General features: G+C 70.9%; 20 protein-coding genes. 9 read left to right on the forward strand and 11 right to left on the reverse strand.

The genetic code is table 11. The features are described 5' to 3' along the window. Positions 1 to 11 precede the first annotated feature (11 nt). The 8 genes from ACFYRY_RS25870 to ACFYRY_RS25905 form a co-directional block, all read right to left on the reverse strand. Positions 12 to 755 carry a PIG-L deacetylase family protein gene (locus tag ACFYRY_RS25870; protein WP_389150112.1) on the reverse strand — a complete coding sequence of 248 codons (744 nt, stop codon included), beginning with the start codon at positions 753 to 755 and terminating at the stop codon, positions 12 to 14. Positions 756 to 842: 87 nt separating this feature from the next. Then, positions 843 to 1874 carry a LacI family DNA-binding transcriptional regulator gene (locus tag ACFYRY_RS25875; RefSeq protein WP_389150115.1) on the reverse strand — a complete coding sequence of 344 codons (1032 nt, stop codon included), beginning with the start codon at positions 1872 to 1874 and terminating at the stop codon, positions 843 to 845. Positions 1875 to 1953: 79 nt separating this feature from the next. Then, on the reverse strand, positions 1954 to 3375 hold the full coding sequence (locus ACFYRY_RS25880; protein WP_389150118.1) for a BNR repeat-containing protein: 1422 nt from the start codon (positions 3373 to 3375) through the stop codon (positions 1954 to 1956). Positions 3376 to 3391: 16 nt separating this feature from the next. Further along, positions 3392 to 3712 (reverse strand): L-rhamnose mutarotase, encoded by a 321-nt coding sequence (locus ACFYRY_RS25885; protein WP_356774052.1) that lies wholly within the window; start codon positions 3710 to 3712, stop codon positions 3392 to 3394. Between the two features lie 17 nt (positions 3713 to 3729). Continuing rightward, positions 3730 to 4815, reverse strand: a complete 1086-nt coding sequence (rhaS, locus tag ACFYRY_RS25890; RefSeq protein WP_389150122.1) for a rhamnose ABC transporter substrate-binding protein — start codon at positions 4813 to 4815, stop codon at positions 3730 to 3732. Positions 4816 to 4933: 118 nt separating this feature from the next. Then, positions 4934 to 5932: an ABC transporter permease gene (locus ACFYRY_RS25895; RefSeq protein WP_389150125.1), complete on the reverse strand. Its 999-nt coding sequence runs from the start codon at positions 5930 to 5932 to the stop codon at positions 4934 to 4936. After that, positions 5925 to 6965, reverse strand: coding sequence for an ABC transporter permease (locus ACFYRY_RS25900; RefSeq protein WP_389150127.1), 1041 nt, complete (start codon positions 6963 to 6965; stop codon positions 5925 to 5927). The genes ACFYRY_RS25895 and ACFYRY_RS25900 overlap by 8 nt, the downstream gene beginning before the upstream one ends. Further along, on the reverse strand, positions 6962 to 8479 hold the full coding sequence (locus tag ACFYRY_RS25905) for a sugar ABC transporter ATP-binding protein (RefSeq protein ID WP_389150129.1): 1518 nt from the start codon (positions 8477 to 8479) through the stop codon (positions 6962 to 6964). Before ACFYRY_RS25905 ends, ACFYRY_RS25900 begins: the two co-directional genes overlap by 4 nt. A gap of 236 nt (positions 8480 to 8715) precedes the next feature. On the opposite strand from ACFYRY_RS25905, the gene rhaI reads away from it, so the two are divergent. From rhaI to ACFYRY_RS25945, 8 genes are all read left to right on the forward strand, one after another. After that, on the forward strand, positions 8716 to 9876 hold the full coding sequence (rhaI, locus tag ACFYRY_RS25910; protein ID WP_389150131.1) for an L-rhamnose isomerase: 1161 nt from the start codon (positions 8716 to 8718) through the stop codon (positions 9874 to 9876). Positions 9877 to 10002: 126 nt separating this feature from the next. Continuing rightward, a complete protein-coding gene (locus ACFYRY_RS25915; protein WP_389150135.1) occupies positions 10003 to 12042 on the forward strand; it encodes a bifunctional aldolase/short-chain dehydrogenase in 2040 nt (679 codons plus the stop codon). Further along, positions 12039 to 13502 carry a rhamnulokinase family protein gene (locus tag ACFYRY_RS25920; RefSeq protein ID WP_389150138.1) on the forward strand — a complete coding sequence of 488 codons (1464 nt, stop codon included), beginning with the start codon at positions 12039 to 12041 and terminating at the stop codon, positions 13500 to 13502. The genes ACFYRY_RS25915 and ACFYRY_RS25920 overlap by 4 nt, the downstream gene beginning before the upstream one ends. Before the next feature lie 71 nt (positions 13503 to 13573). Further along, entirely contained in the window at positions 13574 to 14329 is a 756-nt protein-coding gene (locus ACFYRY_RS25925; RefSeq protein WP_389150141.1) for a (Fe-S)-binding protein, read from the forward strand. Then, positions 14326 to 15837, forward strand: a complete 1512-nt coding sequence (locus tag ACFYRY_RS25930; protein WP_389150144.1) for a LutB/LldF family L-lactate oxidation iron-sulfur protein — start codon at positions 14326 to 14328, stop codon at positions 15835 to 15837. The genes ACFYRY_RS25925 and ACFYRY_RS25930 overlap by 4 nt, the downstream gene beginning before the upstream one ends. Further along, entirely contained in the window at positions 15834 to 16478 is a 645-nt protein-coding gene (locus ACFYRY_RS25935) for a lactate utilization protein C (protein WP_389150147.1), read from the forward strand. Before ACFYRY_RS25930 ends, ACFYRY_RS25935 begins: the two co-directional genes overlap by 4 nt. Positions 16479 to 16635: 157 nt before the next feature. Continuing rightward, a complete protein-coding gene (locus ACFYRY_RS25940) occupies positions 16636 to 17493 on the forward strand; it encodes an AAA family ATPase (RefSeq protein ID WP_389150305.1) in 858 nt (285 codons plus the stop codon). Further along, entirely contained in the window at positions 17490 to 18848 is a 1359-nt protein-coding gene (locus ACFYRY_RS25945) for a VWA domain-containing protein (protein ID WP_389150150.1), read from the forward strand. The genes ACFYRY_RS25940 and ACFYRY_RS25945 overlap by 4 nt, the downstream gene beginning before the upstream one ends. 63 nt (positions 18849 to 18911) lie before the next feature. On the opposite strand, the gene ACFYRY_RS25950 is transcribed toward ACFYRY_RS25945, so the two are convergent. The 3 genes from ACFYRY_RS25950 to ACFYRY_RS25960 all read right to left on the reverse strand — a co-directional run bounded on the left by ACFYRY_RS25950 (position 18912) and on the right by ACFYRY_RS25960 (position 21091). Next, entirely contained in the window at positions 18912 to 19271 is a 360-nt protein-coding gene (locus ACFYRY_RS25950) for a cupin domain-containing protein (RefSeq protein WP_389150153.1), read from the reverse strand. A gap of 150 nt (positions 19272 to 19421) precedes the next feature. Next, positions 19422 to 20399 carry a threo-3-hydroxy-L-aspartate ammonia-lyase gene (locus tag ACFYRY_RS25955; protein WP_389150156.1) on the reverse strand — a complete coding sequence of 326 codons (978 nt, stop codon included), beginning with the start codon at positions 20397 to 20399 and terminating at the stop codon, positions 19422 to 19424. Next, complete coding sequence (locus ACFYRY_RS25960; protein WP_389150159.1) at positions 20396 to 21091, reverse strand: transcriptional regulator; 696 nt, start codon at positions 21089 to 21091, stop codon at positions 20396 to 20398. The genes ACFYRY_RS25955 and ACFYRY_RS25960 overlap by 4 nt, the downstream gene beginning before the upstream one ends. Before the next feature lie 291 nt (positions 21092 to 21382). Between ACFYRY_RS25960 and ACFYRY_RS25965 the strand changes: the two genes are divergently transcribed. Next, the gene (locus ACFYRY_RS25965; RefSeq protein WP_389150161.1) at positions 21383 to 22696 is read left to right on the forward strand and encodes an MFS transporter; all 1314 of its coding nucleotides are present in this window, start codon (positions 21383 to 21385) and stop codon (positions 22694 to 22696) included. Positions 22697 to 22714: the final 18 nt, after the last annotated feature.

Genomic DNA, 22714 nt, shown 5'->3' on the forward strand with positions numbered 1-22714 from the left:
CCGGCCCCGGGCTATCGGCCGAATACCTCGAACGCGACAGCCGGCTTCCCGCCGAAGCGCTCCCCGGTCGCGGCGGCGTTGCCCGTCAGGAAGCGGCGGACGTACGTCTCGGGGTCCTCGTCCGTGAGCGCCTGGATGTAGGTGCGGTGTTCCAGCAGCGAGTGCACCGCCCGCTCCAGACCCGGCCCCGCGTCCACGGCGTGCGTGGGTGTGCTGGAGCCCGCGACCGCGACCCAGCGGACGCCGTTCCACGGCCGCAGGCCCTGCTCGCCGAGCTCCGGGAAGATCCAGCGGTTGCCCGCGTCGCCCGCCGCGTCCAGCGTGGCACGCCCGACCGCCACGTGGTCCGGGGTGTTCCAGGCGACCCCGCCCCAGGTGTCCCGGTGGTTGAGGGTGATGACCAGCTCGGGCCGGTGCCTGCGGATCGCGGCGGCGATGTCACGGCGCAACGCGGTGCCGTACTCGATGATCCCGTCCCGGTGGTCGAGGAACTCCACCACCGACACCCCCACCCTGGCCGCGCTCGCCCGCTGCTCGCGCTCGCGCAGCGGGCCGCACTCGGCGGGCTCCAGCGTGTCGATGCCGGCCTCACCGCGGCTGGCGAGGACATAGGCGACCTCGCGGCCGCCGTCGGTCCAGGCGGCGATCGCCGCGGAGCAGCCGTACTCGAGGTCGTCCGGGTGCGCCACGACCGCGAGGGCACGGTGCCAGTCATTGGGCATGGGCTGGAGCTGAGGGGGCTTCGGCTCGGTCATGGCCGCAGACTAGTGCGCCCCGACGACCTCGGCAGGCGACACCCGTTCAGCGCGCCGAGAGACTCCGACCGGATCAGCGCGACCGGATCAGCGCGCCGAGAGGCTGGAGCGGCGGACCACCAGTTCGGGCTGGAGCACCACCCGCCGGTGCTCGTGGCCGCGTGAGGCGCCCTCCGCTTCCGCCTCCGTCTCCTCCAGAAGGAGTTCGGCGGCCAGGGCGCCCATGGTGACGGCGGGCTGGCGGACCGAGGTGAGCGGGACGGCCGCGGCGGCCGCGAACTCGATGTCGTCGTAGCCGACGATCGCGAGGTCGTCGGGGACTTTGACGCCGGCCGCGTACATGGCCTGCAGGACACCGAGGGCGAGCAGGTCGTTGGCGCAGAACACGGCGGTCGGGCGGTCGGCGAGGCCGAGCAGGCGGGCGCCGGCGTCGCGTCCGGCGGCCACGTCCAGCCGCTCGGTGGGCAGCTCGCGCAGGCACTCCGGGCCGAGGCCCGCCTCGGCGAGCGCGTTCAGGGCGCCGGTACGGCGGTCCCGGACCTGGTTGAGCCCCGGCGGGCCGCTGACGTACGCGAGGGAACGGTGTCCGGCGTCCACGAGGTGGCGCACCGCGAGCGCGCCGCCCGCCACGTCGTCGACGGAGACCGAGCACTCGGTGGTGCCCTCGGCGACCCGGTCGACGAGGACGAAGGGGATGCCGTGGCGGCGGAACGACTCGATGTTGCGTCCGGTCGCGTCCGCGGGCGTCAGCAGCACACCCCGCACCCGCTGCTCGGCGAACAGGGAGAGGTACTCCGCCTCCTCGCCCGGGTTCTGGGCACTGTTGCAGACCATCACACCGAGTCCGGCCTCCCGCGCGGCCCGCTCGGCACCGCGCGCGACGTCGACGAAGAAGGGGTTGCCCATGTCGAGGACGAGCAGCCCCATGATCCGGCTGCGGCCCGCGCGCAGCTGGCGCGCGGACTCGCTGCGGACGTAACCGAGCCGGTCTATCGCGGAGAGCACCCGGGCCCGGGTCTCGGTGGCGACCGTGTCCGGGCGGTTGATGACGTTCGACACCGTACCGACGGAGACTCCGGCGGCACGGGCGACGTCTTTTATACCCACCGACTGGGCCATCAGGCAGGGACCTCCACGAGGGTGAGGGGTGGCCGGGAGACCCTCACATTACCGTCATCACACCGCGTATCCGGCCCGGTCATGCGGGGAGTGCGAAGTCGACGACGTGCAGCGCCGACGGGGTCGTGCCGCTCGACTTCTCCTGGTACATGAACGACAGCACGTTGTCGGCCTCGACCCGCGACTCGTCGATCACGACCTCGCCGAAGGCGTTCAGGCCGCTGCCGTCGAAGAGGATCTTCCAGTCGGTGTACCCGGAGGCCGCGGACGCTGCGGCGATCCGGCCGAAGGGGAAGATCGCGTACGCGTTGTCGTACCTGTCCAGGACCAGCTTGGTGCGCTGGCTGGAGTTCAGCGGGACCGGGATCTCGGTCTTCTGCCAGTTGCCGGAGGCGTTCTTGCGGAGATGGAAGGCGCGGCCGTTGGCGGTGCGGTCGGATACGTAGTTCGTCGTGCACTGACCGAAGCGGCCGGGGACGTAACTGATGATCGCGTGCGGCCGGCCGGCCGAGTCGGTGGCCTGGCTCTCCTGGTTCATCAGGGAGTGGTCCGGGTTGAGCGCGTCGACGACGAGGCCCGTGTCGGTGACCGCGACCTTGTCCGAGCCGCCGGTCGTGCCGACGACCGTGCCCGCGTTGTTGCGCCAGGTCCGGCCGCGGTCGTCGGAGTAGACGTAGCCGGTGTCGTGGTTGGTGATGCCGCCGCCGTTGCACATCACGGCGCCGTTCTGCTCACGCCAGGTGAAGAAGGAGTGCAGCCGGCCGTTGCCGTCGTAGTCGATGCCGTGCAGGTACATGTTGCGGGCCGTGCTGGAGCCGTGCTCGCTGGTGTAGGTGCCGGTGGAGCTGGACCACTCGCCGAGCGCCGTCCACTGCGAACCGTCGTACTCGGCGAGCGCGTTGCGGCCGTTGCCGGAGATGGCGACCCGGTAGCTGAGCTGGAGCCTGCCCTCGGGGGTGGAGACGAACTGGGGGTACGTGAACTGCGTGGTGAGCGCGAGTCCGTCGAGCGTCGACTGGGGTGCGCCGAAGCGGGCCGGTGTCCAGCTGAGTCCGGCCGGGTTGTCCATCAGCCCGGCCACCGACTTGACGTAGGTGAAGCCGTCGCTGTGCGAGTCCATGGTGAGGTGGAGGCGGCCGTCGACCTTGGAGACGCCCATGGAGATGACGTTGTGCGAGTCGTCGGCCTTGAGCGTGTGGCCGACCTGGACGGTGGACCAGGTGCCGCCGAGGACCCGGCGGGCGACGACGGCATTGCGGTCGGCGGTGTACCAGGCGGCGTACTGGTAGCCCTTGTAGGTGAGCAGCCCGTTCTTCTGGAACGAGTTGTTGTTGACCAGTCCGTCGTACGACACGAAGAAGACGGCCTGGCTGTCCAGGGTGGTCGTGCCGGTCCGTCTGACCGAAGGGCCCGGGTCGGCGGCTCGGGCCGTGCCGAAGGCGAACGCGGGGGTCACCGCGGCTCCGGCGAGGGCGGCGCCCAGCAGCGTACGTCGTCTCATCTCGGGGACTCCATTGTCAGGCGAGGTGGAACACCTCGGTGAGCGGTTTCATGGCCTCGTCGGGTCGGGCGCCGTCCAGTGACTCGAAGAACGGGGCCATGTCGGCCTGCCAGCGGGCGTTGACGTCGGTGGCCTCCATGCCGGCCACGGCGGCCTGGAAGTCCTCGGTCTCCAGATAGCCGACGAGCAGGCCGTCGTCACGCAGGAACAGGGAGTAGTTGTGCCATCCGGTGGCCGAGAGAGCTTCGAGCATCTCCGGCCACACGGCGGCATGGCGTTCGCGGTACTCGGCGAGCCGGTCCTCACGGACCTTGAGCAGGAAACAGACGCGCTGCATGAAGTACCGCCGCCTTCCTAGAAGTTGAACTGGTCGATGTTCTTCGCGTTGAAGACGGTCGGCTTGCCGAGGCTGATCACGCCATCCTTGCCGATGGTGTACGAGCCCATGTCACCGGCCTTGAAGGTCTCGCCCTCCTTGCCGGTGATCTGCCCGGAGGACAGCGCGACAGCGGTGCGCGCGGCCAGCTCGCCGAGCTTCGCCGGGTCCCACAGCTCGAACCCCTCGACCGTGCCGTTCTTGACGTACTTGCGCATGTCGTTGGGGGTGCCGAGGCCGGTCAGCTTGACCTTGCCCTTGTACTTGGAGCCGGAGAGGTACTGGGCGGCGGCCTTGATGCCCACGGTGGTCGGGGAGATGATCCCCTTCAGGTTCGGGTGCTCCTGGAGCAGGCCCTGGGTCTGCTGGAAGGACTGCTGTGCGTCGTCGTTGCCGTACGCGACCTTCACCAGCTTCATGTCCTTGTACTTCGGATCCTTGAGCTCGTCCTTCATGAACTCGATCCAGGTGTTCTGGTTGGTCGCGGTCTGCGCGGCGGACAGGATCGCGATATCGCCCTTGTAGCCGATCTGTTCGGCGAGCAGCTGCACCTCGGTGCGGCCCAGGTCCTCGGCGCTGGCCTGCGAGACGAAGGCGTTGCGGCAGTCGGGCTTGGTGTCCGAGTCGTACGTGACGACCTTGATGTCGTTCTTCATGGCCTGCTTGAGCGCGGTGCACAGGGCGCCCGGGTCCTGCGCCGACACGGCCATGGCGTCGACCTGCTGCTGGGTGAGCGTGTTGACGTAGCTCACCTGGCCCGAGGTGTCCGTGGCGTTGCTGGTGCCGACCTCCTTGTACTTCGAGCCCAGCTCCGTCAGGGCCTTCTCGCCGCCCTTGTCGGCGGAGGTGAAGTACGGGTTGTTGACCGCCTTGGGCAGGAACCCGACGGTCAGGCCCTTCTTGGTGGCGGCGTTCGGGTCGGCCTTGCCGCCGGCGGCGGCGTTCGAGCCGGTCTCTTCCTTGACGTCGTCCTTGGAGGTGCCACCGCAGGCGGTGGCGGCCAGGGCGAAGGAGGTGACGGCCACGAGGGCCGCACAGGCACGGCGGACTGATGACTTGTGCATAGTGAGTCCTTTTCAAGAAGGGGAGTACGGCGCGCCCCAAGGGGCGCGGGGGTGTATTGACATGCGGCTCCGCCGCGGGGCGCGACCAGCCACAGACAACCCGCGGCTTTCGAACGGCCTATCCAGCGGAGCGTGCCGCCGCCCGTGCGACGGAGATCTGCCGTGCCACCCGGGGGCCGAGCACGGACAGGACGAGCAGAACGCCGGTGACGACGATCTGCGACTGGGCGGAGACATCCTGGAGGCTCATCACGTTCTGCAGCGCGCCGAGCAGGAAGACTCCCGCGATCGCGCCGCCCAGCGTGCCCTTGCCGCCGTCGAAGTCGATGCCGCCGAGCAACACCGCGGCGATGACGGAGAGTTCGAGGCCGGTGGCGTTGTCGTAGCGGGCGCTGGCGTAGTGCAGGGCCCAGAAGACGCCGGTGAGGGAGGCCATCAGGCCGGTCAGCGTGAACAGGATCAGCTTCTGCCGCTTGACGCGGATGCCGGCGAACCGCGCGGCCTCCTCGCTGGCTCCGATCGCGAACACCGACCGGCCGAACGGTGTGGCGTGCAGGGCGACCACGGCGATCGCGAGCAGCACCAGGAAGGGCAGGAAGGCCTGCGGGAGGAACGTGTCCCCGATGCGTCCCGCCGCGAAGTCCAGGTACTGCGTCGGGAAGTCGGTCACCGCGTCCGAGCCGAGCACGATCTGCGCGATGCCCCGGTAGGCGGCGAGGGTGCCGATGGTGACGGCGAGGGACGGCAGCCCGAGCCGGGTCACCAGCAGGCCGTTGACCAGCCCGCACACCACGCCGAGGACCAGACAGATCGGGATGATCGTCTCGATCGTCATGCCCTCGTTCCACAGGGCGCCCATCACCGCGCCGGACAGGCCCGCTGTCGAGGCGACGGACAGGTCGATCTCGCCGGACGCCACGAGCAGGGTCATGGGCAGGGCGACCAGCGCGATCGGGAGCGTGTTGCCGATCAGGAACGACAGGTTGAGGGCGTTGCCGAAGCCGTCCACCGTGGTGAAGGACAGCAGCAGGACCACGATGAGGAGGGCGCCCACGGCTGAATCCCACCTTTTCAGGGCGGACCAGCGGACGGCGCGCGCGCGAGCGGAGTCAGCCATGGCGGGCGTTCCTCTTCTTCAGTGCGGACGCCACGCGCAGGGCGACGATCCGGTCTACGGCGATGGCGAGGATGAGCAGGACACCGTTGATGGCGAGCACCCAGACGGAGCTGACTCCGAGGGCGGGCAGCATGCTGTTGATGGAGGTCAGCAGCAAGGCGCCGAGCGCGGCCCCGTACACGCTGCCGGAGCCGCCGGTGAAGACCACGCCACCGACCACGACCGCGCTGACCACGGTCATCTCGTATCCGTTGCCGGTGCCGGAGTCGACGTTGCCGAACCGGGCCAGGTACATCGCGCCGGCCAGCCCGGCGAGGGCGCCGCAGAAGGTGTAGGCCGCCAGGATCCGCTTGCGTACGGGGATGCCGGCGAGCCGGGCGGCCTCCGGGTTGGAGCCGAGCGCGTACAGCTCACGGCCGCTGCCGAAGTGCTTGAGGTAGTACGCCGTGGCGACGAGGACCACGAGCGCGACGAGCGCCAGGTACGGCACGGCCGAGATGCCGCCGGAGCCGAACTCGATGAACCCGTCCGGCAGGCCCGCCGCGGTGATCTGCTCGGAGCCGACCCAGATGGAGTCGATACCGCGGATGATGTACATCGTGCCGAGGGTGACGACGAGTGCGGGCACCTGGCCGAAGCTGACCAGCAGGCCGTTGAGGAGCCCGAAGCCGATGCCGAGCAGGACCGCGAGGGCGATCGCCACGACGGAGTCGCCGCCGCCCTGAAGATACGTACCGGCCGCGAAGGCGCTGATGCCGAGCGTCGAGCCGACCGACAGGTCGACGTTGCGGGTGATCACGACCAGCGACTGGCCGGTGGCGACCAGCATCAGGATGGTCGCGTTCAGCAGGAGGTCCTTGATGCCCTGCTCGGAGAGGAACTCACTGTTGCCCAGCTGGGTGATGACGATCATCACCAGGAAGACGGCCAGGATGGCGAGTTCGCGCATCTTGAAGACGCGGTCCACCAGCCGGGTGCCGCTGGACTTGGGCACCTCGGCGGCGGGAGCGGGGTTGGGAGCGGTCACCGTCATGCGGCGGTCCTCCCGGTGGCTGCGGCCATCACGGATTCCTCGGTGGCGTCGGAGCGTGGGATCTCGGCGGTGAGCCGGCCCTCGTGCATCACGAGGACGCGGTCGGCCATGCCGAGGATCTCGGGCAGGTCGGAGGAGATCATCAGGACGGCCACGCCGTCGGCGGCCAGCCGGCTGAGCAGCCGGTGCACCTCGGCCTTCGTACCGACGTCGATGCCGCGGGTCGGCTCGTCGACGATCAGTACCTTCGGGCCGGTGGCGAGCCACTTGGCGAGGACGACCTTCTGCTGGTTGCCGCCGGAGAGCGTGTTGACGGTGTCGGCGATCCGCGCGTACTTGACCTGGAGCTTGACGGCCCAGTCGAGGGAGCGGTCGCGTTCGGCGCCGCGGTTCATCAGACCTGCCTTGACCGTGGTGCGCAGTCCGGTCAGGCCGATGTTGCGCTCGATGGACATGTCCATCACCAGGCCTTGGGCGCGGCGGTCCTCGGGCACGAGGGCGAGGCCCGCCGCCATGGCCGTGGACGGCGCGCCGTTCGTCAGTTTCCTGCCGTCGATCTCGACCTCCCCGGCGTCCCAGCGGTCGACGCCGAAGACGGCCCGGGCGACCTCCGTGCGCCCGGCGCCGACGAGCCCGGCGAGACCGACGATCTCGCCGCGCCGGACGTCGAAGGAGACATCGGTGAAGACACCCTCGCGGGTCAGCCGCCGTACGCTCAGGGCGACTTCGCCCGCTTCGACGTCCTGCTTGGGGTAGAGATCCTCGAGGTCGCGGCCGACCATGCGGCGTACCAGGTCGTCCTCGGTCATGCCGTCGATCGGCTCGCTGGAGATCAGGGCGCCGTCGCGCAGGGTGGTGACCCGCCGGCAGATCTGGAAGATCTCCTCCAGTCGGTGCGAGATGAACAGCACGGCCGAGCCCTGGTCGCGCAGGGTGCGCACGACGCCGAAGAGCCGGGCCACCTCGCTGCCGGTGAGGGCGGCGGTCGGCTCGTCCATGATCAGGACGCGGGCGTCGAAGGAGAGGGCCTTGGCGATCTCGACGATCTGCTGGTCGGCGATCGACAGGCCGCGGGCGGGACGGTCGGGGTCGAGTTCCACGCCGAGCCGCTGCATCAGGGCCAGGGTGGCCGCGTGGGTGGCCTTGTGGTCGATCCGGCCGAGGGCGCGCCGCGGCTGGCGGCCCATGAAGATGTTCTCCGCGATCGACAGGTCCGGGAAGAGCGTGGGTTCCTGGTAGATCACGGCGATTCCCGCGTCGCGGGCGTCGCCGGGGCCGTGGAACTGGACGGGCGCGCCGTCGAGGAGCACCTGACCGGTATCCGGTCGGTGCACCCCTGCGAGGGTCTTGATGAGGGTCGACTTGCCCGCGCCGTTCTCGCCGGCGAGGGCGTGTACCTCACCGGGGAACAGCTCCAGGGACACGTCCCGCAGGGCGCGCACCGCTCCGAAGGACTTGGAGACGTCCTTGAGCGACAACACCGGGGCCGGACCCGCTTCGGACGGGTGGGTCATGAGGGGCTCCTCGACGACGCCGGCGGAATCCGTCACAGCGTCGTGAAAGGTTTCAACTTGGTTGCCGGGACGTTAGGCGCGCCACGCATGTCACGTCAATGGGTCCGCCTCGAAAAAGTTTCGATAGCCAAAGGTCACGGTCAGGGCACGGAAGACGAGGTGTGCCGTACCCCTTGACACCCCTACGGGCGCCCCATAGCTTCGCGCTCTGAATCGATTCATACAGAGGAGCCCCGATGACCGAGCTCGCCGCGGTGAAGTCCGCTCTCAGGACCCAGGCAGTCGAAACGCCGTCATGGGCGTACGGGAACTCGGGCACACGGTTCAAGGTGTTCGCCCAGCAGGGCGTTCCACGGACGCCGCAGGAGAAGCTGGACGACGCGGCGAAGGTGCACGAGTTCACCGGAGCGGCGCCGACGGTCGCCCTGCACATTCCCTGGGACAAGGTCGACGACTACGCCGCGCTGGCGAAGCACGCCGAGGACCGCGGGGTGCGGCTGGGCGCGATCAACTCCAACACCTTCCAGGACGACGACTACAAGCTCGGCAGCATCTGCCACCCGGACGCCGCGGTGCGGCGCAAGGCGCTGGACCACCTGCTGGAGTGCGTCGACATCATGGACGCCACCGGTTCGCGGGATCTGAAGCTGTGGTTCGCCGACGGGACGAACTATCCCGGCCAGGACGACCTCCGGGGACGCCAGGACCGGCTCGCCGAGGGTCTGGCCGAGGTGTACGAACGGCTCGGTGACGACCAGCGGATGCTGCTGGAGTACAAGTTCTTCGAGCCCGCCTTCTACGCGACGGACGTGCCGGACTGGGGCACCGCGTACGCGCACTGTCTCAAGCTGGGCGAGAAGGCACAGGTCGTGGTCGACACCGGGCACCACGCCCCGGGCACCAACATCGAGTTCATCGTCGCCACGCTGCTGCGCGAGGGGAAGCTGGGCGGCTTCGACTTCAACTCGCGGTTCTACGCGGACGACGACCTCATGGTCGGTGCCGCGGACCCCTTCCAGCTGTTCCGGATCATGTACGAGGTCGTGCGCGGCGGCGGGTTCTCGTCCGACGTGGCGTTCATGCTGGACCAGTGCCACAACATCGAGGCGAAGATCCCCGCCATCATCCGGTCCGTGATGAACGTCCAGGAGGCCACCGCGAAGGCGCTCCTCGTGGACGCGGCGGCCCTGGCCGAGGCCCAGCGGTCGGGTGACGTGCTGGAGGCGAACGCCGTGATCATGGACGCGTACAACACGGACGTACGGCCGCTGCTTCGTTCGCTTCGCGAGGAGATGGGGCTCGACCCCGACCCGATCGCCGCGTATCGGCGGTCCGGGTGGGCGGAGAAGATCGTGGCGGAGCGGGTTGGTGGGCAGCAGGCCGGGTGGGGGGCGTGAGCGGCTGTTTCGCGTCTGCCGGGTGAGCCCGGTCGCAGGCTGCGGGCCGTATGTGGCTGGTCGCGCAGTTCCCCGCGCCCCTGAAGGGGCGCTGTCCGAACCCTCGTTTCGAAGGACTGAACAGACATGGCACCCCATCCCGAAGCCGCCGCTCTCCTCGCCCGGTCGCACCGGCTCGGCGCCGATCCCCGCAACACCAACTACGCCGGCGGCAACGCGTCCGCGAAGGGCACCGACACCGATCCCGTGACCGGCGGGGACGTGGAGCTGATGTGGGTGAAGGGGTCCGGTGGGGATCTCGGCACCCTGACCGAGGGCGGGCTGGCCGTGCTGCGCCTTGACCGGATGCGGGCGCTCGTCGACGTCTACCCGGGGGTGGAGCGCGAGGACGAGATGGTCGCCGCGTTCGACTACTGCCTGCACGGCAAGGGCGGCGCCGCGCCCTCCATCGACACGGCCATGCACGGTCTCGTGGAGGCCGCGCACGTCGACCATCTGCACCCGGACTCCGGGATCGCGCTGGCGTGCGCCGCCGACGGGGAGAAGCTCACGACGGAGTGCTTCGGCGACACGGTGGTGTGGGTGCCGTGGCGCCGGCCCGGCTTCCAGCTCGGGCTGGACATCGCGGCGGTGAAGGAGGCCAACCCGCAGGCGATCGGCTGTGTCCTCGGCGGGCACGGGATCACAGCCTGGGGTGACACCTCGGAGGAGTGCGAGCGCAACTCGCTGCACATCATCCGGACCGCGGAGGCGTTCCTCGCCGAGCGGGGCAGGCCCGAGCCGTTCGGTCCGCTGCTCGACGGGTACGAGGCGCTCGCGGAGGGCGAGCGGCGGGAGCGTGCCGCGGCCCTGGCGCCGTACGTGCGTGCCGTGGCGTCGCAGGACAGGCCGCAGGTCGGGCACTTCACCGACTCCGATGCGGTGCTCGACTTCCTGGCGGCCGCCGAGCATCCCCGGCTCGCCGCGCTCGGCACCTCCTGCCCCGACCACTTCCTGCGGACCAAGGTCCGCCCGCTGGTCCTGGACCTGCCGCCGACGGCCCCGCTCGACGTGGCGATCGCCCGGCTGAAGGAGCTGCACACCGAGTACCGCGAGGAGTACGCGGCCTACTACCAGCGGCACGCCGAGCCCGACTCCCCCGCGATGCGCGGCGCCGACCCGGCGATCGTGCTGGTCCCGGGTGTCGGCATGTTCTCCTTCGGCAAGGACAAGCAGACCGCCCGGGTGGCCGGCGAGTTCTACGTCAACGCGATCAACGTGATGCGCGGGGCGGAGGCGGTCTCGACGTACGCGCCGATCGAGGAGTCGGAGAAGTTCCGCATCGAGTACTGGGCCCTGGAGGAGGCCAAGCTCCAGCGGATGCCGAAGCCCAAGCCGCTCGCGACGCGGGTCGCGCTCGTCACGGGGGCCGGCAGCGGGATCGGGAAGGCGATCGCGCAGCGGCTGGTCGCGGAGGGCGCGTGTGTGGTGGTCGCGGACCTCGACGCCGAGAACGCCGCTCGGGTCGCCGAGGAGCTCGGCGGGAGCGACAAGGCCGTCGCGGTGACCGTGGACGTCACCTCCGAGGAGCAGATCGCCGACGCGTTCAAGGCGGCGGCGCTGGCCTTCGGCGGCGTCGACCTCGTGGTGAACAACGCCGGCATCTCCATCTCCAAGCCGCTCCTGGAGACCTCGGCGAAGGACTGGGACCTCCAGCACGACATCATGGCGCGCGGTTCCTTCCTGGTCTCGCGCGAGGCGGCCCGGGTGATGATCGCGCAGGAACTCGGCGGTGACATCGTCTACATCGCCTCGAAGAACGCCGTGTTCGCCGGCCCCAACAACATCGCCTACTCCGCGACCAAGGCCGACCAGGCCCACCAGGTGCGGCTGCTGGCCGCCGAGTTGGGCGAGCACGGCATCCGCGTCAACGGGGTCAACCCGGACGGGGTGGTGCGCGGCTCGGGCATCTTCGCGGGCGGCTGGGGAGCGAAGCGGGCGGCCGTGTACGGCGTGCCCGAGGAGAAGCTGGGCGAGTTCTACGCCCAGCGGACCATCCTCAAGCGCGAGGTGCTGCCGGACCACGTCGCGAACGCGGTCTTCGCACTGACCGGCGGGGAGCTGACGCACACCACCGGCCTGCACGTCCCGGTCGACGCCGGTGTCGCGGCCGCCTTCCTGCGATGAGCGCGACCGTGAAGTCGTACGCCGCGGTCGACCTCGGCGCGTCCAGCGGACGTGTCATGGTCGGCCGCGTCGGCCCCGACAGCCTGGAGCTGACCGAGGCGCACCGCTTCCCCAACCGGCCCGTCCGGGTGCCGGAGGGGCTGCGCTGGGACGTGCTCGGGCTGTACGGGGGTGTCCTGGACGGGCTGCGGGCGGCGGGAGCCCACTGCGGTGGACGTCTCGACTCCGTCGGCATCGACAGCTGGGCGGTGGACTACGGCCTGCTCGACGTGGACGGGGCGCTGCTCGGCAACCCCGTGCACTACCGGGACTCCCGGACCGAGGGGGTCGCGGAGAAGGTGTGGGCGACCGTGCCCGCTCCCGAGCTGTACGCGGCCACCGGCCTGCAGTACGCCCCCTTCAACACCCTCTACCAGCTGACCGCTGCCCGCTCCGCCGACCAACTGGCCCACGCCAGGCGGCTGTTGCTCATCCCCGATCTGCTGACCTACTGGCTCACCGGCGAGCAGGGCACCGAACTGACCAACGCGTCGACGACCCAGCTGATCGACCCCCGCACCCGCGACTGGTCGTACGACATCGCCTCCCGTCTCGGGATCGACCTCGGCCTGTTCGCTCCGCTGCGGCAGCCCGGTGACCCGGCGGGTGTGCTGCGGCCCCAGGTGCTGGAGGAGGCCGGGCTCGCCGGACCGGTGCCGGTCACGGCGGTCGGGTCGCACGACACCGCGTCCGCGGTCGCGGCGGTCCCGGCGGGCGGCGAGCGGTTCGCGTACATCTGCACCGGCACCTGGTCGCTGGCCGGCCTGGAGCTGGCCGCGCCGGTACTCACCCAGGAGAGCCGGCTGGCCAACTTCACCAACGAGTTGGGCCTCGACGGCACGGTCCGGTACCTGCGCAACATCATGGGCCTGTGGCTGCTCCAGGAGTGCGTACGGGCCTGGGGGGAGACCGATCTGGGAGCGCTGCTCCTCGACGCGGCCAAGGTGCCGGCGCTGCGGTCGGTGGTGGACGCCGGGGACGCCACGTTCCTGGCGCCCGGCCGGATGCCGGAGCGGATCACCGAGGCGTGCCGTGCCTCGGGGCAGCCGATGCCCGAGTCGCCCGCGGAGATCACGCGGTGCATCCTCGACTCCCTCGCCCTGGCCCATCGCCGGGCCGTGGCGGACGCACAGCGGCTGGCCGACCAGCCGGTGGACGTCGTGCACATCGTGGGCGGCGGCACCCGCAACGCGCTGCTGTGCCAGCTGACCGCCGACGCCTGCGGGCTGCCGGTGGTCGCGGGTCCGACCGAGGCGGCGGCCCTGGGGAACGTGCTGGTGCAGGCCCGGGCCCACGGGCTCGTGGGCGACCTGGCGGGGATGCGTGAGCTGTTGGTCCGCACCCAGCCACTGACCCGCTACGAGCCGCGCGGTGACGCGGCCCGGTGGCGCGAGGCGCAGGCCCGGCTCACCAGGGGGTGACCGGGGCTCCCCCCGGGCACCCGGCCCGGACTAGGCTTCACCCATCCGATGATCGACCACAAGGAGCCGCGATGCGTGTCGCCCTGTTCCTGACCTGTGTCAACGACACGTTGTATCCGGACACCGGGCGCGCCGTGGTGAAACTGCTGACCAGATTGGGCGTCGAGGTCGACTTCCCGATGGCGCAGACCTGTTGCGGGCAGGCGCACTACAACACCGGATACCGGCATGAGGCGGAACCGCTGGCGCGGCATTTCTCCGATGTCTTCGGGGACTACGAGGCGATCGTGACGCCGTCCGGGTCGTGCGGGGCGATGGTGCGGGAGCTGTACCCGCGGATGGGTGAGCGGGCCCGGGCCGAGGGACGCGGGGACACCCTCGCGGCCACCCTGGCGCCGGTGGTGCCGAAGACGTACGAGCTCACGGAGTTCCTGGTGGACGTGCTGGGGGTGACGGACGTCGGGGCGCACTACCCGCACACGGTGACGTACCACCCGACCTGCCACGGCCTGCGCGGGCTGGGTCTTGGCGACCGGCCCCGGCGGCTGCTCCAGGCCGTGAAGGGGCTGGAGCTGGTCGAGTTGCCGGGCGCCGACGAGTGCTGCGGCTTCGGCGGGACGTTCGCGCTGAAGAACCCGGACGTCTCGGCGGCGATGGGCGCGGACAAGGTGCGCAACGCCGAGTCGACGGGGGCGGAGGTGCTGTGCGCGGCCGACAACTCCTGTCTGATGCACCTCGGCGGGACGATGACCCGGCTGAGGACAGACATGCGGCCGGTACACATCGCGGAGATCCTGGCGAGCACGGAGGAGGAACCGGCGGTATGAGCGGGACGTTCGTAGGAATGCCTGTGTTTCCCCCGCCCACCCACCCGGCCTTCCCCGAGGCCGCGCACGAGGCGGTCGGGAACCAGACCCTGCGCGGCAATCTGCGCCACGCCACGCACACCATCCGCGCCAAGCGTGAGAAGGCCGTGGCCGAGGTGTCCGACTGGTCCGCGCTGCGGGAGGCCGGGAAGCAGATCAAGGACCACACGCTGCGCCATCTGGAGCGGTATCTGGTCCAGCTGGAGGAGGCGGTGACGGCCGCGGGCGGCACGGTCCACTGGGCCGCCGACGCCGACGAGGCCAACCGGATCGTCACCGAACTCGTCCAGGAGACGGGCGAGTCGGAGGTCGTCAAGGTCAAGTCGATGGCCACCCAGGAGATCGGCCTCAACGAGGCCCTGGAGGCCGCGGGCATCCGGGCCTACGAGACCGATCTCGCCGAGCTGATCGTGCAGTTGGGCAAGGACCGGCCCTCGCACATCCTGGTCCCGGCGATCCACCGCAACCGGGGTGAGATCCGGGACATCTTCGCGCGGGAGATGAACGAGTGGGGCCGCCCGGCCCCCGAGGGTCTCACCGACACGCCCGCCGAACTCGCCGAGGCCGCCCGGCTGCACCTGCGGGAGAAGTTCCTGCGCGCCAAGGTCGGCGTCTCCGGCGCCAACTTCATGGTCGCCGAGACCGGCACGCTGGTGGTCGTGGAGTCCGAGGGCAACGGGCGGATGTGCCTGACCCTGCCCGAGACGCTGATCTCGGTTGTCGGCATCGAGAAGATCGTGCCGACCTGGCGGGACCTGGAGGTCTTCCTGCAGACCCTCCCCCGCTCCTCGACGGCCGAGCGGATGAATCCGTACACGTCGATGTGGACCGGAACGACGGACTCCGAGACCGCTGACGGGCCGCGGACCTTCCACCTGGTCCTCCTCGACAACGGCCGCACCGACACCCTCGCCGACGAGGTCGGCCGCCAGGCCCTGCGCTGCATCCGCTGCTCGGCGTGCCTGAACGTCTGCCCGGTGTACGAGCGGGCCGGCGGGCACGCCTACGGCTCGGTCTACCCGGGCCCGATCGGCGCCATCCTCAGCCCGCAGCTGCGGGGCACGTCCAGTGAGATCGACGCCTCCCTGCCGTACGCCTCGTCTCTGTGCGGGGCCTGCTACGAGGTGTGCCCGGTGGCCATCGACATCCCGGAGGTGCTGGTGCATCTGCGGGAACGGGTCGTGGAGGGCGGCCAGGTGACCCGGGAGGGCAACAAGGTGGTCCTCAAACCGGCCAAGGGGCACGCGGCGGAGCGGGCGGCGATGCGCGCGGCACGCTGGGCGTTCTCGCGTCCGGGGGCACTGCGCACCGGCCAGCGGCTCGCGTCGCGCACCCGCCGCTTCCATCCCCGTACCCTGCCAGGCCCCGGCAGCGCGTGGAGCGGCACCCGGGACCTGCCGCCGGTGCCTGCGGAGCCGTTCCGCGACTGGTGGCAGCGCACGCACGGCGGAAAGGACAGCGCGAAGTGAACAGCAGGGAGCGGATCCTGGGCAGGGTGCGGCGCGCGCTGAGGGACGTACCGCGCGACGACACTCCCTACGATCAGGCCGTCTCGCGGGAGTACCTGCGCGAGCACGGTGACCGGGATGTCGAGCAGACGGTGGATCTGCTGGCCGAGAACCTGGCGGACTACCGGGCGATCGTGCACCGCTGCGGTGCCGCGGATCTGGCGGCGACGATCGCCGGGATGCTGGCCGCGCGGGGCTCGAAGACCGTGGTCGTGCCGACCGGACTGGATCCTGCGTGGCTGGCGCAGACGGAGGCCGACCTGGTCCCCGACCGGGCGGAGAGCACCCCCTACGAACTGGACCGGGTCGACAGCGTGGTGACCGCGTGCGCGGTGGCGATCGCCGAGACCGGCACGATCGTCCTGGACGGCGGCCCCGACCAGGGCCGACGCCGCATCACTCTCGTCCCCGACCACCACATCTGTGTCGTACGGGTGCCCGATCAGGTCGTCTCCTCGGTGCCGCAGGCCCTGGAACGCCTCGACCCGGCCCGTCCGTTGACCTGGATCTCCGGGCCGTCCGCCACCAGCGACATCGAGCTGGACCGGGTGGAGGGGGTGCACGGCCCGCGCACCCTGGAGGTGGTGCTGGTGACGGCCTGATCGGCCTGATCGGGCGACCCGTACGCGGCGGCGTCACAGTGGCCGGGTCGGGTTCGACGCAGCCGGCCCCGTTGAGTGGAGCCCCCCGTGACACCGAGGTGAACAAGCGCTTAGATAGTGGTCCGACCTGGTCCGCGCCCAGCTGGAGGCCCCGTTGCTGTTCACTTCCGTCGACGACGTCTCCGCACGCCTGGCCCGGACCGGCTATCTGGCCTCCGCCGCGGTGGCCACCACCGTCTTCCTCGCCGACCGCCTCGGTAAGCCGCTGCTCGTCGAAGGGCCCGCCGGGGTCGGCAAGACCGAGCTCGCGAAGGCGGTGGCCGAGGTCGCGGGGGCACGACTGGTGCGTCTGCAGTGCTACGAGGGCGTCGACGAGTCCCGCGCCCTGTACGAGTGGAACCACGCCAAGCAGTTGCTGCGCATCAGCGCGGGCCGCGACGAGAGCTGGGACGAGACCCGCACCGATATCTTCAGCGAGGAGTTCCTGCTCCCCCGCCCGCTGCTGACCGCGATCCGGGGCGACGAGCCGAAGGTGCTGCTGATCGACGAGACCGACAAGGCGGACGTCGAGGTGGAGGGCCTGCTGCTGGAGGTGCTCAGCGACTTCCAGGTGACGGTGCCCGAGCTGGGCACGGTCACCGCGACCCGCCGCCCGTTCGTCGTCCTCACCTCGAACGCGAGCCGCGAACTGTCGGAGGCGCTGCGCCGCCGCTGTCTGTTCCTGCACATCGGCTTCCCCGAGGCGGAACTGGAGCGCCGGATCGTACGGCTGAAGGTTCCCGGCCTGGACGACACGCTGGCCGAGTCGGTGGTACGGGTCGTCGGCGCGCTGCGGGAGATGGACCTGCGGAAGGTGCCGTCGGTGGCCGAGACCATCGACTGGGCCCGTACCCTCCTCGCGCTCGGTGCCGACACCCTCGACGAGACCGTCGTACGGGACAGCCTGGGCGTGCTGCTGAAGCACCAGGACGACATCCTCAAGGCCGGCGCGAAGCTGGATCTGGAGGCCTTGTGAGCGCGCCGACCGGCGTGGCGGAGCGAGTGACGTCACTCGTCGGGGCGCTGCGCGCGCACGGCATCCGGGTGGGCACCGGCGAGAGCGTGGACGCGGCACGGGCGGTGGAGGCGCTGGGCCTCGACGACCGGGAACGGCTGCGCGAGGGACTCGCGGCGACCCTGCTGCACGGCACGGCTCAACGGCCGGTGTTCGACCCGGTCTTCGACCTGTACTTCCCGCGGGGCGTCGGCGCGCCCGGGACCGAGCCCGCGGACCGGGACGATCTGCGCGAGCGGCTCGCGGCCGCGCTGGCCGCGAACGACCGGGCGCTCCTTGGCCGGTTGGCGGCCGAGGCGGTCGACGGGTTCGGCGGCTACGGTTCCTCGCCGGCGTCGGACGGCTGGTCGTCACACCAGGCGCTGGACCGGCTGCGTCCGCAGACACTGCTCGCGCGCGTCCGGGACAGCGTCCGCGCGCAGGGCGGCGCTGCGGGGTTCACCGACCGGCTGCTGGAGGACGAGATCCGGCAGCGCATCGAGGTCTTCCGCCGGATGGTGGCCGCCGAGGCGCGGCGCCGGGTCGCCGAGCGGCGCGGCCGCGACGAGATCGCCCGGCGGGCGGTGGCCCCGACCGCCGACCGGGTCGACTTCCTGTTCGCGGGGAAGGCCCAACTCGCCGAGCTGCGCAGGACGGTGCAGCCGCTGGCCCGCAAACTGGCGACCCGGCTGACGGCACGCCGGCGGCGGACCACGAGGGGCACGATCGACCTGCGGCGCACCCTGCGCGGGTCGCTGTCCACGGGCGGGGTCCCGATGCGCCCGGTGCTGCGGCGCCGCCGTCCCGCGCGCCCCGAACTGGTGCTGCTGTGCGATGTGTCGGGCTCGGTGGCCGGGTTCTCCGACTTCACGATGCTGCTGGTGCAGGCGCTGCACGACCAGTTCAGCAAGGTGCGGGTGTTCGCCTTCGTCAACCGGATCGACGAGGTGACCGGGCTGCTCGTGCACGGCGCGGCCGACCCGGAGGGGCTCGGCGCCCGGATCCGCTCGGAGGCCGTGCTCACCGGCTGGCACGGCAGCAGCGACTACGGCGTGGCGCTGGGCGAGTTCGCCGAGCGGTACGGCGACGCGGTCGGCCCGAGAACGACCGTGCTGATCCTCGGGGACGCCCGCACCAACATGAGCGACCCCAACCTGCACGCCCTGCGGCGGATCGCGGAACGAGCCCGTCGTGTCCACTGGTTGAACCCGGAGGCAGGTACACAGTGGGGCACCGGCGACTCCGCGGCCCCCGCCTACGCCGAACTGGTCGAGATGCACGAGTGCCGAACCGCCCGGCAACTCGGCGCCCTGGTCGGACGTCTACTGCCGGTCTGATCGCCGGTGATCATGCGCCGCGGGTGGGGACGCTCAATCCCTTGCCCCCGCCCGCGGCCGGGTTCATTCGGCCTTCGCGTAGTCCGTGGCCATGCCGCCCGCGAAGTCGTACACCACGGCCTGCTCGTCGCCCACGACCCAGGCGTCGTGGCCGGGCGGGCAGACGAAGACGTCACCGGGGCCCACCTCGCTCTCGGCGCCGTCGTCCATGCGGATGCGCATGCGTCCCTGGACGATGTAGCCGTTGTGGTGCACCTGGCAGCTGTCCGTGCCCGCTATCGGAGCCACGGATTCCGACCACCGCCAGCCCGGCTCGAACGTCGCCACGGCGAAGTCCAGGCCGGTGAGGTGGACGGCTTCGAGGTGCCCCCGGGGGAAATCGCGCCGCTCGTCAGCCTTTTCGAGTGTCTTGATCTCCAGCATGACGGCTCTCCCTTCCGGCCGTTGTCCGTACGGCCGGGGCCGGTCTCCGTCTCCCCGCCCACCACGAGCGGAACCGGCGGGGGCCGAGCCCCACCACTCCATCGTCCGCCCGTCCGCCCGGTACCGCCATCCGGGTGACGGAGCCTGAGGTCAGGTCCCGGTCGCGCACAGCCGCGCGAACCGTTCCGCGTCGATGTTCCCACCGGAGACGATCACTCCGATCCGGCGCGGCAGCCGACCCGCCCGCCCGGCGAGCAGGGCGGCCAGCGGGGTGGCGCCACTGGGCTCGATGACGATCTTCAGGCGCTCGAACGCGAACCGCATCGCCTCGCGGATCTCGTCGTCGGACACCAGGGCGATCTCGTCGACGAGCCGCCGGTTGACGGAGAAGGTCAGCTCCCCCGGGGTCTCCGCGGCCTGGCCGTCGGCGATGGTGCGCGGCACCGGGATCGTGACCCGTCGGCCCGCCTCCAGCGACCGCCGGGTGTCGTCCCCAGCCTCCGGCTCCACGCCGATCACCCGGACACCGGGGTCCAGGCCCTTGGCCGCGGTGGCGCTGCCGGCGATCAGTCCGCCGCCGCCGACCGGAGTCATCAGCGCACCCAACTCCCCCACTTCTTCCAGGAGTTCCAGTGCCGCGGTGCCCTGACCCGCTATCACGTGCGGGTGTTCGTAGGGCGGGATGAGGGCAAGGTTCCGCTCGGCGGCCAGGGCCTCGCCGATGGCCACGCGGTCGCCGGTGTAGCGGTCGTACGTCACGATCTCGGCGCCGTAGCCGGCGGTGGCCGCACGCTTGGAAGCCGGGGTGTCCTCCGGCATGACGATCACCGCGGTGGTGCCGAGCTCGCGGGCGGCCAGGGCGACGGCCTGGGCGTGGTTGCCGGAGGAGTAGGCGGCGATGCCCCTGGCCAGCTGCTCCGGGGTGAGCCGGGAGGCCGCGTTGTAGGCGCCGCGGAACTTGAAGGCGCCCACCCGCTGGAAGTTCTCACACTTGAGGAAGACCTCGGCGCCGACCCGTTCGTCGAGGGTGTGCGAGCGCAGGACGGGGGTGTGGTGGGCGACGCCCTTGAGTCTGGCGGCCGCGTCACGGATGTCGTCGAGGGTGACCGGCGGGGTGGTGGTCGTCACGCGTGTCCTCCATGGGAGTCGGGGGTCGCGTCGGTGGCGGCCCGGGCCTGGGAGAGGTAGCTGTACGCGGAGGCACGGGAGATGCCGAGCCGGGCCGCGACCTGTTCGACCGCGCGCCGCACGGCGAACACTCCGCGGTCGTCGAGCCCGCGGAACAGTTCCAGGCGCTCCGCACGGTCCAGTGCCGCCCAGGGGCGGTTCTGGTGGAGTTGGTGGGCGTCGAGTATCACGTCGACGACGGAGTCGATGTCGTTCCCGAACGTGGTCACCGGCAGTTCGGCCGGCTCCCGGCCGGTCCCGGCCAGGGCGCCGAGGAGGCTGTGGGCCTCGGTGACCGCGGAGACGTCGAGATTGACACAGACCGCACCGAACACCGCGCCCGTCGAGTCCCGCAACACCATCGTGGAGGACTTGACGATCTGTCCGCCTCGGGTGCGGGTGCGGTAGTTCAGCTCGTCGGCCGCCTCGTCGCCGCGCGCGACCATCCGCATGCCGATCTCGCTCATCGCCCCGCCCACCGCCCGCCCGGTCACCGAGCCGGCGAGGGCGACCACCGACTCCTCCGGGCGCCGGTAGTCATGAAGGACCACCTCGCACATCGGCCCGAAGGTCGCCACAAGCCCGTCCACGACCGGCTTCAGCGCGGCGAGGATCGCGTCCCGCTCGGCTTGCGGCCCCTCTTCGACCGACATCGCACCCCACCTCTCCTCACGTCCCGTCACATCCCGCCCCTCGATCCTGAATCCAGACTACACATCCAATCGCTGGACTAAAAGTCCAATTCAAAGCCCAATTCTTTGCGAACTTCCCCCGCGGTCACGCTGCGCGCGCCGTTCATGACCGTCCGGGATCTTGACGGCCGCGATGTTACCGGTAACATCACTGCGTCGGGGAAAGAGAGGTGTGCCGTGCCGGGGGAAGAACGCGTCGTCGACAGCAACAGGCACAGCAGGCACAGCAGGCACAACAAGCACCCCAGGCAGGTGTCCTCAACCGAGGCCCGGCCGGGCACCCCGGTCTTCAGTCCTGCCGCCGTGGTGGCGTCCTGCGTGGGCTTCGTCCTCATCGGTGCCCTTCAGGCCCTCTACGGGCCGGCCATCCCGGCGTTCCGCGAGGAGTTCGGCCTGACTCCCTCGGCCGCCGGCCTGGGGCTGAGCGCCCACTTCGTCGGCGGGGTGGCTGGTGTACTGCTCTTCGACCGGCTCCACGGCCGCCTCGGCAACCGGCAGATCCTCGGCGCCTCGTACCTCCTCATGGCGGTCGGCGCGGCGGGCTTCGCGCTCGCGCCGAACTGGCCGGCCGCGCTGGCCGCCGCCCTGTTCGCCGGGCTCGGCTTCGGCGGCATCGACTACGGCCTCAACCAGTTGTTCGCGGTCGGCTTCGGTCACCGTTCGACCGCGATGCTCAACATCCTCAACGCGCACTTCGGCCTCGGCGCGATTCTCGGTCCCGCGCTCGTCGGCGCGGTCGGCTCCGCGCACTATCCCGCGGTCTTCCTCGGCTTCGCCGTCGCCAACCTGCCGCTGCTGCTGTGCCTGAGGGGCGTTGGCGACCGGGCACCGCAGCCGACCGGTGTCCCGGAGTCCGGCGGGACACGGGTCCTCGGCCGCAGTCTGGGGTCCGTCCTGGCGGTGTTCGTCGCGCTCTACGTCCTGCACGTGGGCGTCGAGGCGGGCGTCGGCGGCTGGGAGCCCACCCATCTGGAGACCGTCGGGTACGGCGCCGGGTTCGCGGCGACCGCCACCTCCGTGTACTGGCTGATGATGACCGTCGGCCGGTTCCTGGTCGCGCCGATCGCGCTGCGCTTCTCGGCGCAGACCATCATCACCGTCTCCTGCGCGGGCATGACGGCCTGTCTGCTGCTGGCGTCGGTCCCGGCCCTCGCGCCGTACGCCTACGCCGGGGTCGGACTGTTCATCGCCCCGATCTTCCCCACCGGGCTGCCCTGGCTGCACCGGGCGGCCCCGACTGCCCGCCGGGCCGGTGCCCTCGTCATCGCCGCGTCCATGGTCGGCGGCGTCGCCGCGGGTCCGGCGCTCGGCGGGGCCATCGAGGCGTCCGGCATCCGCGCGGTCCCGCTCCTGCTGAGCGGGATCTCAGCGCTGTGCCTGGCCGCCACCCTCTGGCTGATCCACGCCACCCGCACCGCCGACACCAGTCACACATCCGACACCTTCCGCACCGCCGACACCACCCGCACGGCGGACGCCGCCCCCGACCAGAGCACCTCCCGCCCTGCCGACACCTCCGACACTCCCGACGCCCCCAGCACCGTCAACGCCCCCGGCCCCAGCTGAACCGGCCCTGTCGCACCC

Origin of the sequence: Streptomyces sp. NPDC005263 (genome assembly GCF_042872365.1) — a bacterium.
Classification (GTDB): domain Bacteria; phylum Actinomycetota; class Actinomycetes; order Streptomycetales; family Streptomycetaceae; genus Streptomyces.

Bases quoted from the DNA above. Each gene is read 5' to 3' on its own strand.
- ACFYRY_RS25870 (WP_389150112.1), bottom strand. From the start codon at position 755: ATGACCGAGCCGAAGCCCCCTCAGCTCCAGCCCATGCCCAATGACTGG.
- ACFYRY_RS25875 (WP_389150115.1), bottom strand. From the start codon at position 1,874: ATGGCCCAGTCGGTGGGTATAAAAGACGTCGCCCGTGCCGCCGGAGTC.
- ACFYRY_RS25880 (WP_389150118.1), bottom strand. From the start codon at position 3,375: ATGAGACGACGTACGCTGCTGGGCGCCGCCCTCGCCGGAGCCGCGGTG.
- ACFYRY_RS25885 (WP_356774052.1), bottom strand. From the start codon at position 3,712: ATGCAGCGCGTCTGTTTCCTGCTCAAGGTCCGTGAGGACCGGCTCGCC.
- rhaS (WP_389150122.1), bottom strand. From the start codon at position 4,815: ATGCACAAGTCATCAGTCCGCCGTGCCTGTGCGGCCCTCGTGGCCGTC.
- ACFYRY_RS25895 (WP_389150125.1), bottom strand. From the start codon at position 5,932: ATGGCTGACTCCGCTCGCGCGCGCGCCGTCCGCTGGTCCGCCCTGAAA.
- ACFYRY_RS25900 (WP_389150127.1), bottom strand. From the start codon at position 6,965: ATGACGGTGACCGCTCCCAACCCCGCTCCCGCCGCCGAGGTGCCCAAG.
- ACFYRY_RS25905 (WP_389150129.1), bottom strand. From the start codon at position 8,479: ATGACCCACCCGTCCGAAGCGGGTCCGGCCCCGGTGTTGTCGCTCAAG.
- rhaI (WP_389150131.1), top strand. From the start codon at position 8,716: ATGACCGAGCTCGCCGCGGTGAAGTCCGCTCTCAGGACCCAGGCAGTC.
- ACFYRY_RS25915 (WP_389150135.1), top strand. From the start codon at position 10,003: ATGGCACCCCATCCCGAAGCCGCCGCTCTCCTCGCCCGGTCGCACCGG.
- ACFYRY_RS25920 (WP_389150138.1), top strand. From the start codon at position 12,039: ATGAGCGCGACCGTGAAGTCGTACGCCGCGGTCGACCTCGGCGCGTCC.
- ACFYRY_RS25925 (WP_389150141.1), top strand. From the start codon at position 13,574: ATGCGTGTCGCCCTGTTCCTGACCTGTGTCAACGACACGTTGTATCCG.
- ACFYRY_RS25930 (WP_389150144.1), top strand. From the start codon at position 14,326: ATGAGCGGGACGTTCGTAGGAATGCCTGTGTTTCCCCCGCCCACCCAC.
- ACFYRY_RS25950 (WP_389150153.1), bottom strand. From the start codon at position 19,271: ATGCTGGAGATCAAGACACTCGAAAAGGCTGACGAGCGGCGCGATTTC.
- ACFYRY_RS25960 (WP_389150159.1), bottom strand. From the start codon at position 21,091: ATGTCGGTCGAAGAGGGGCCGCAAGCCGAGCGGGACGCGATCCTCGCC.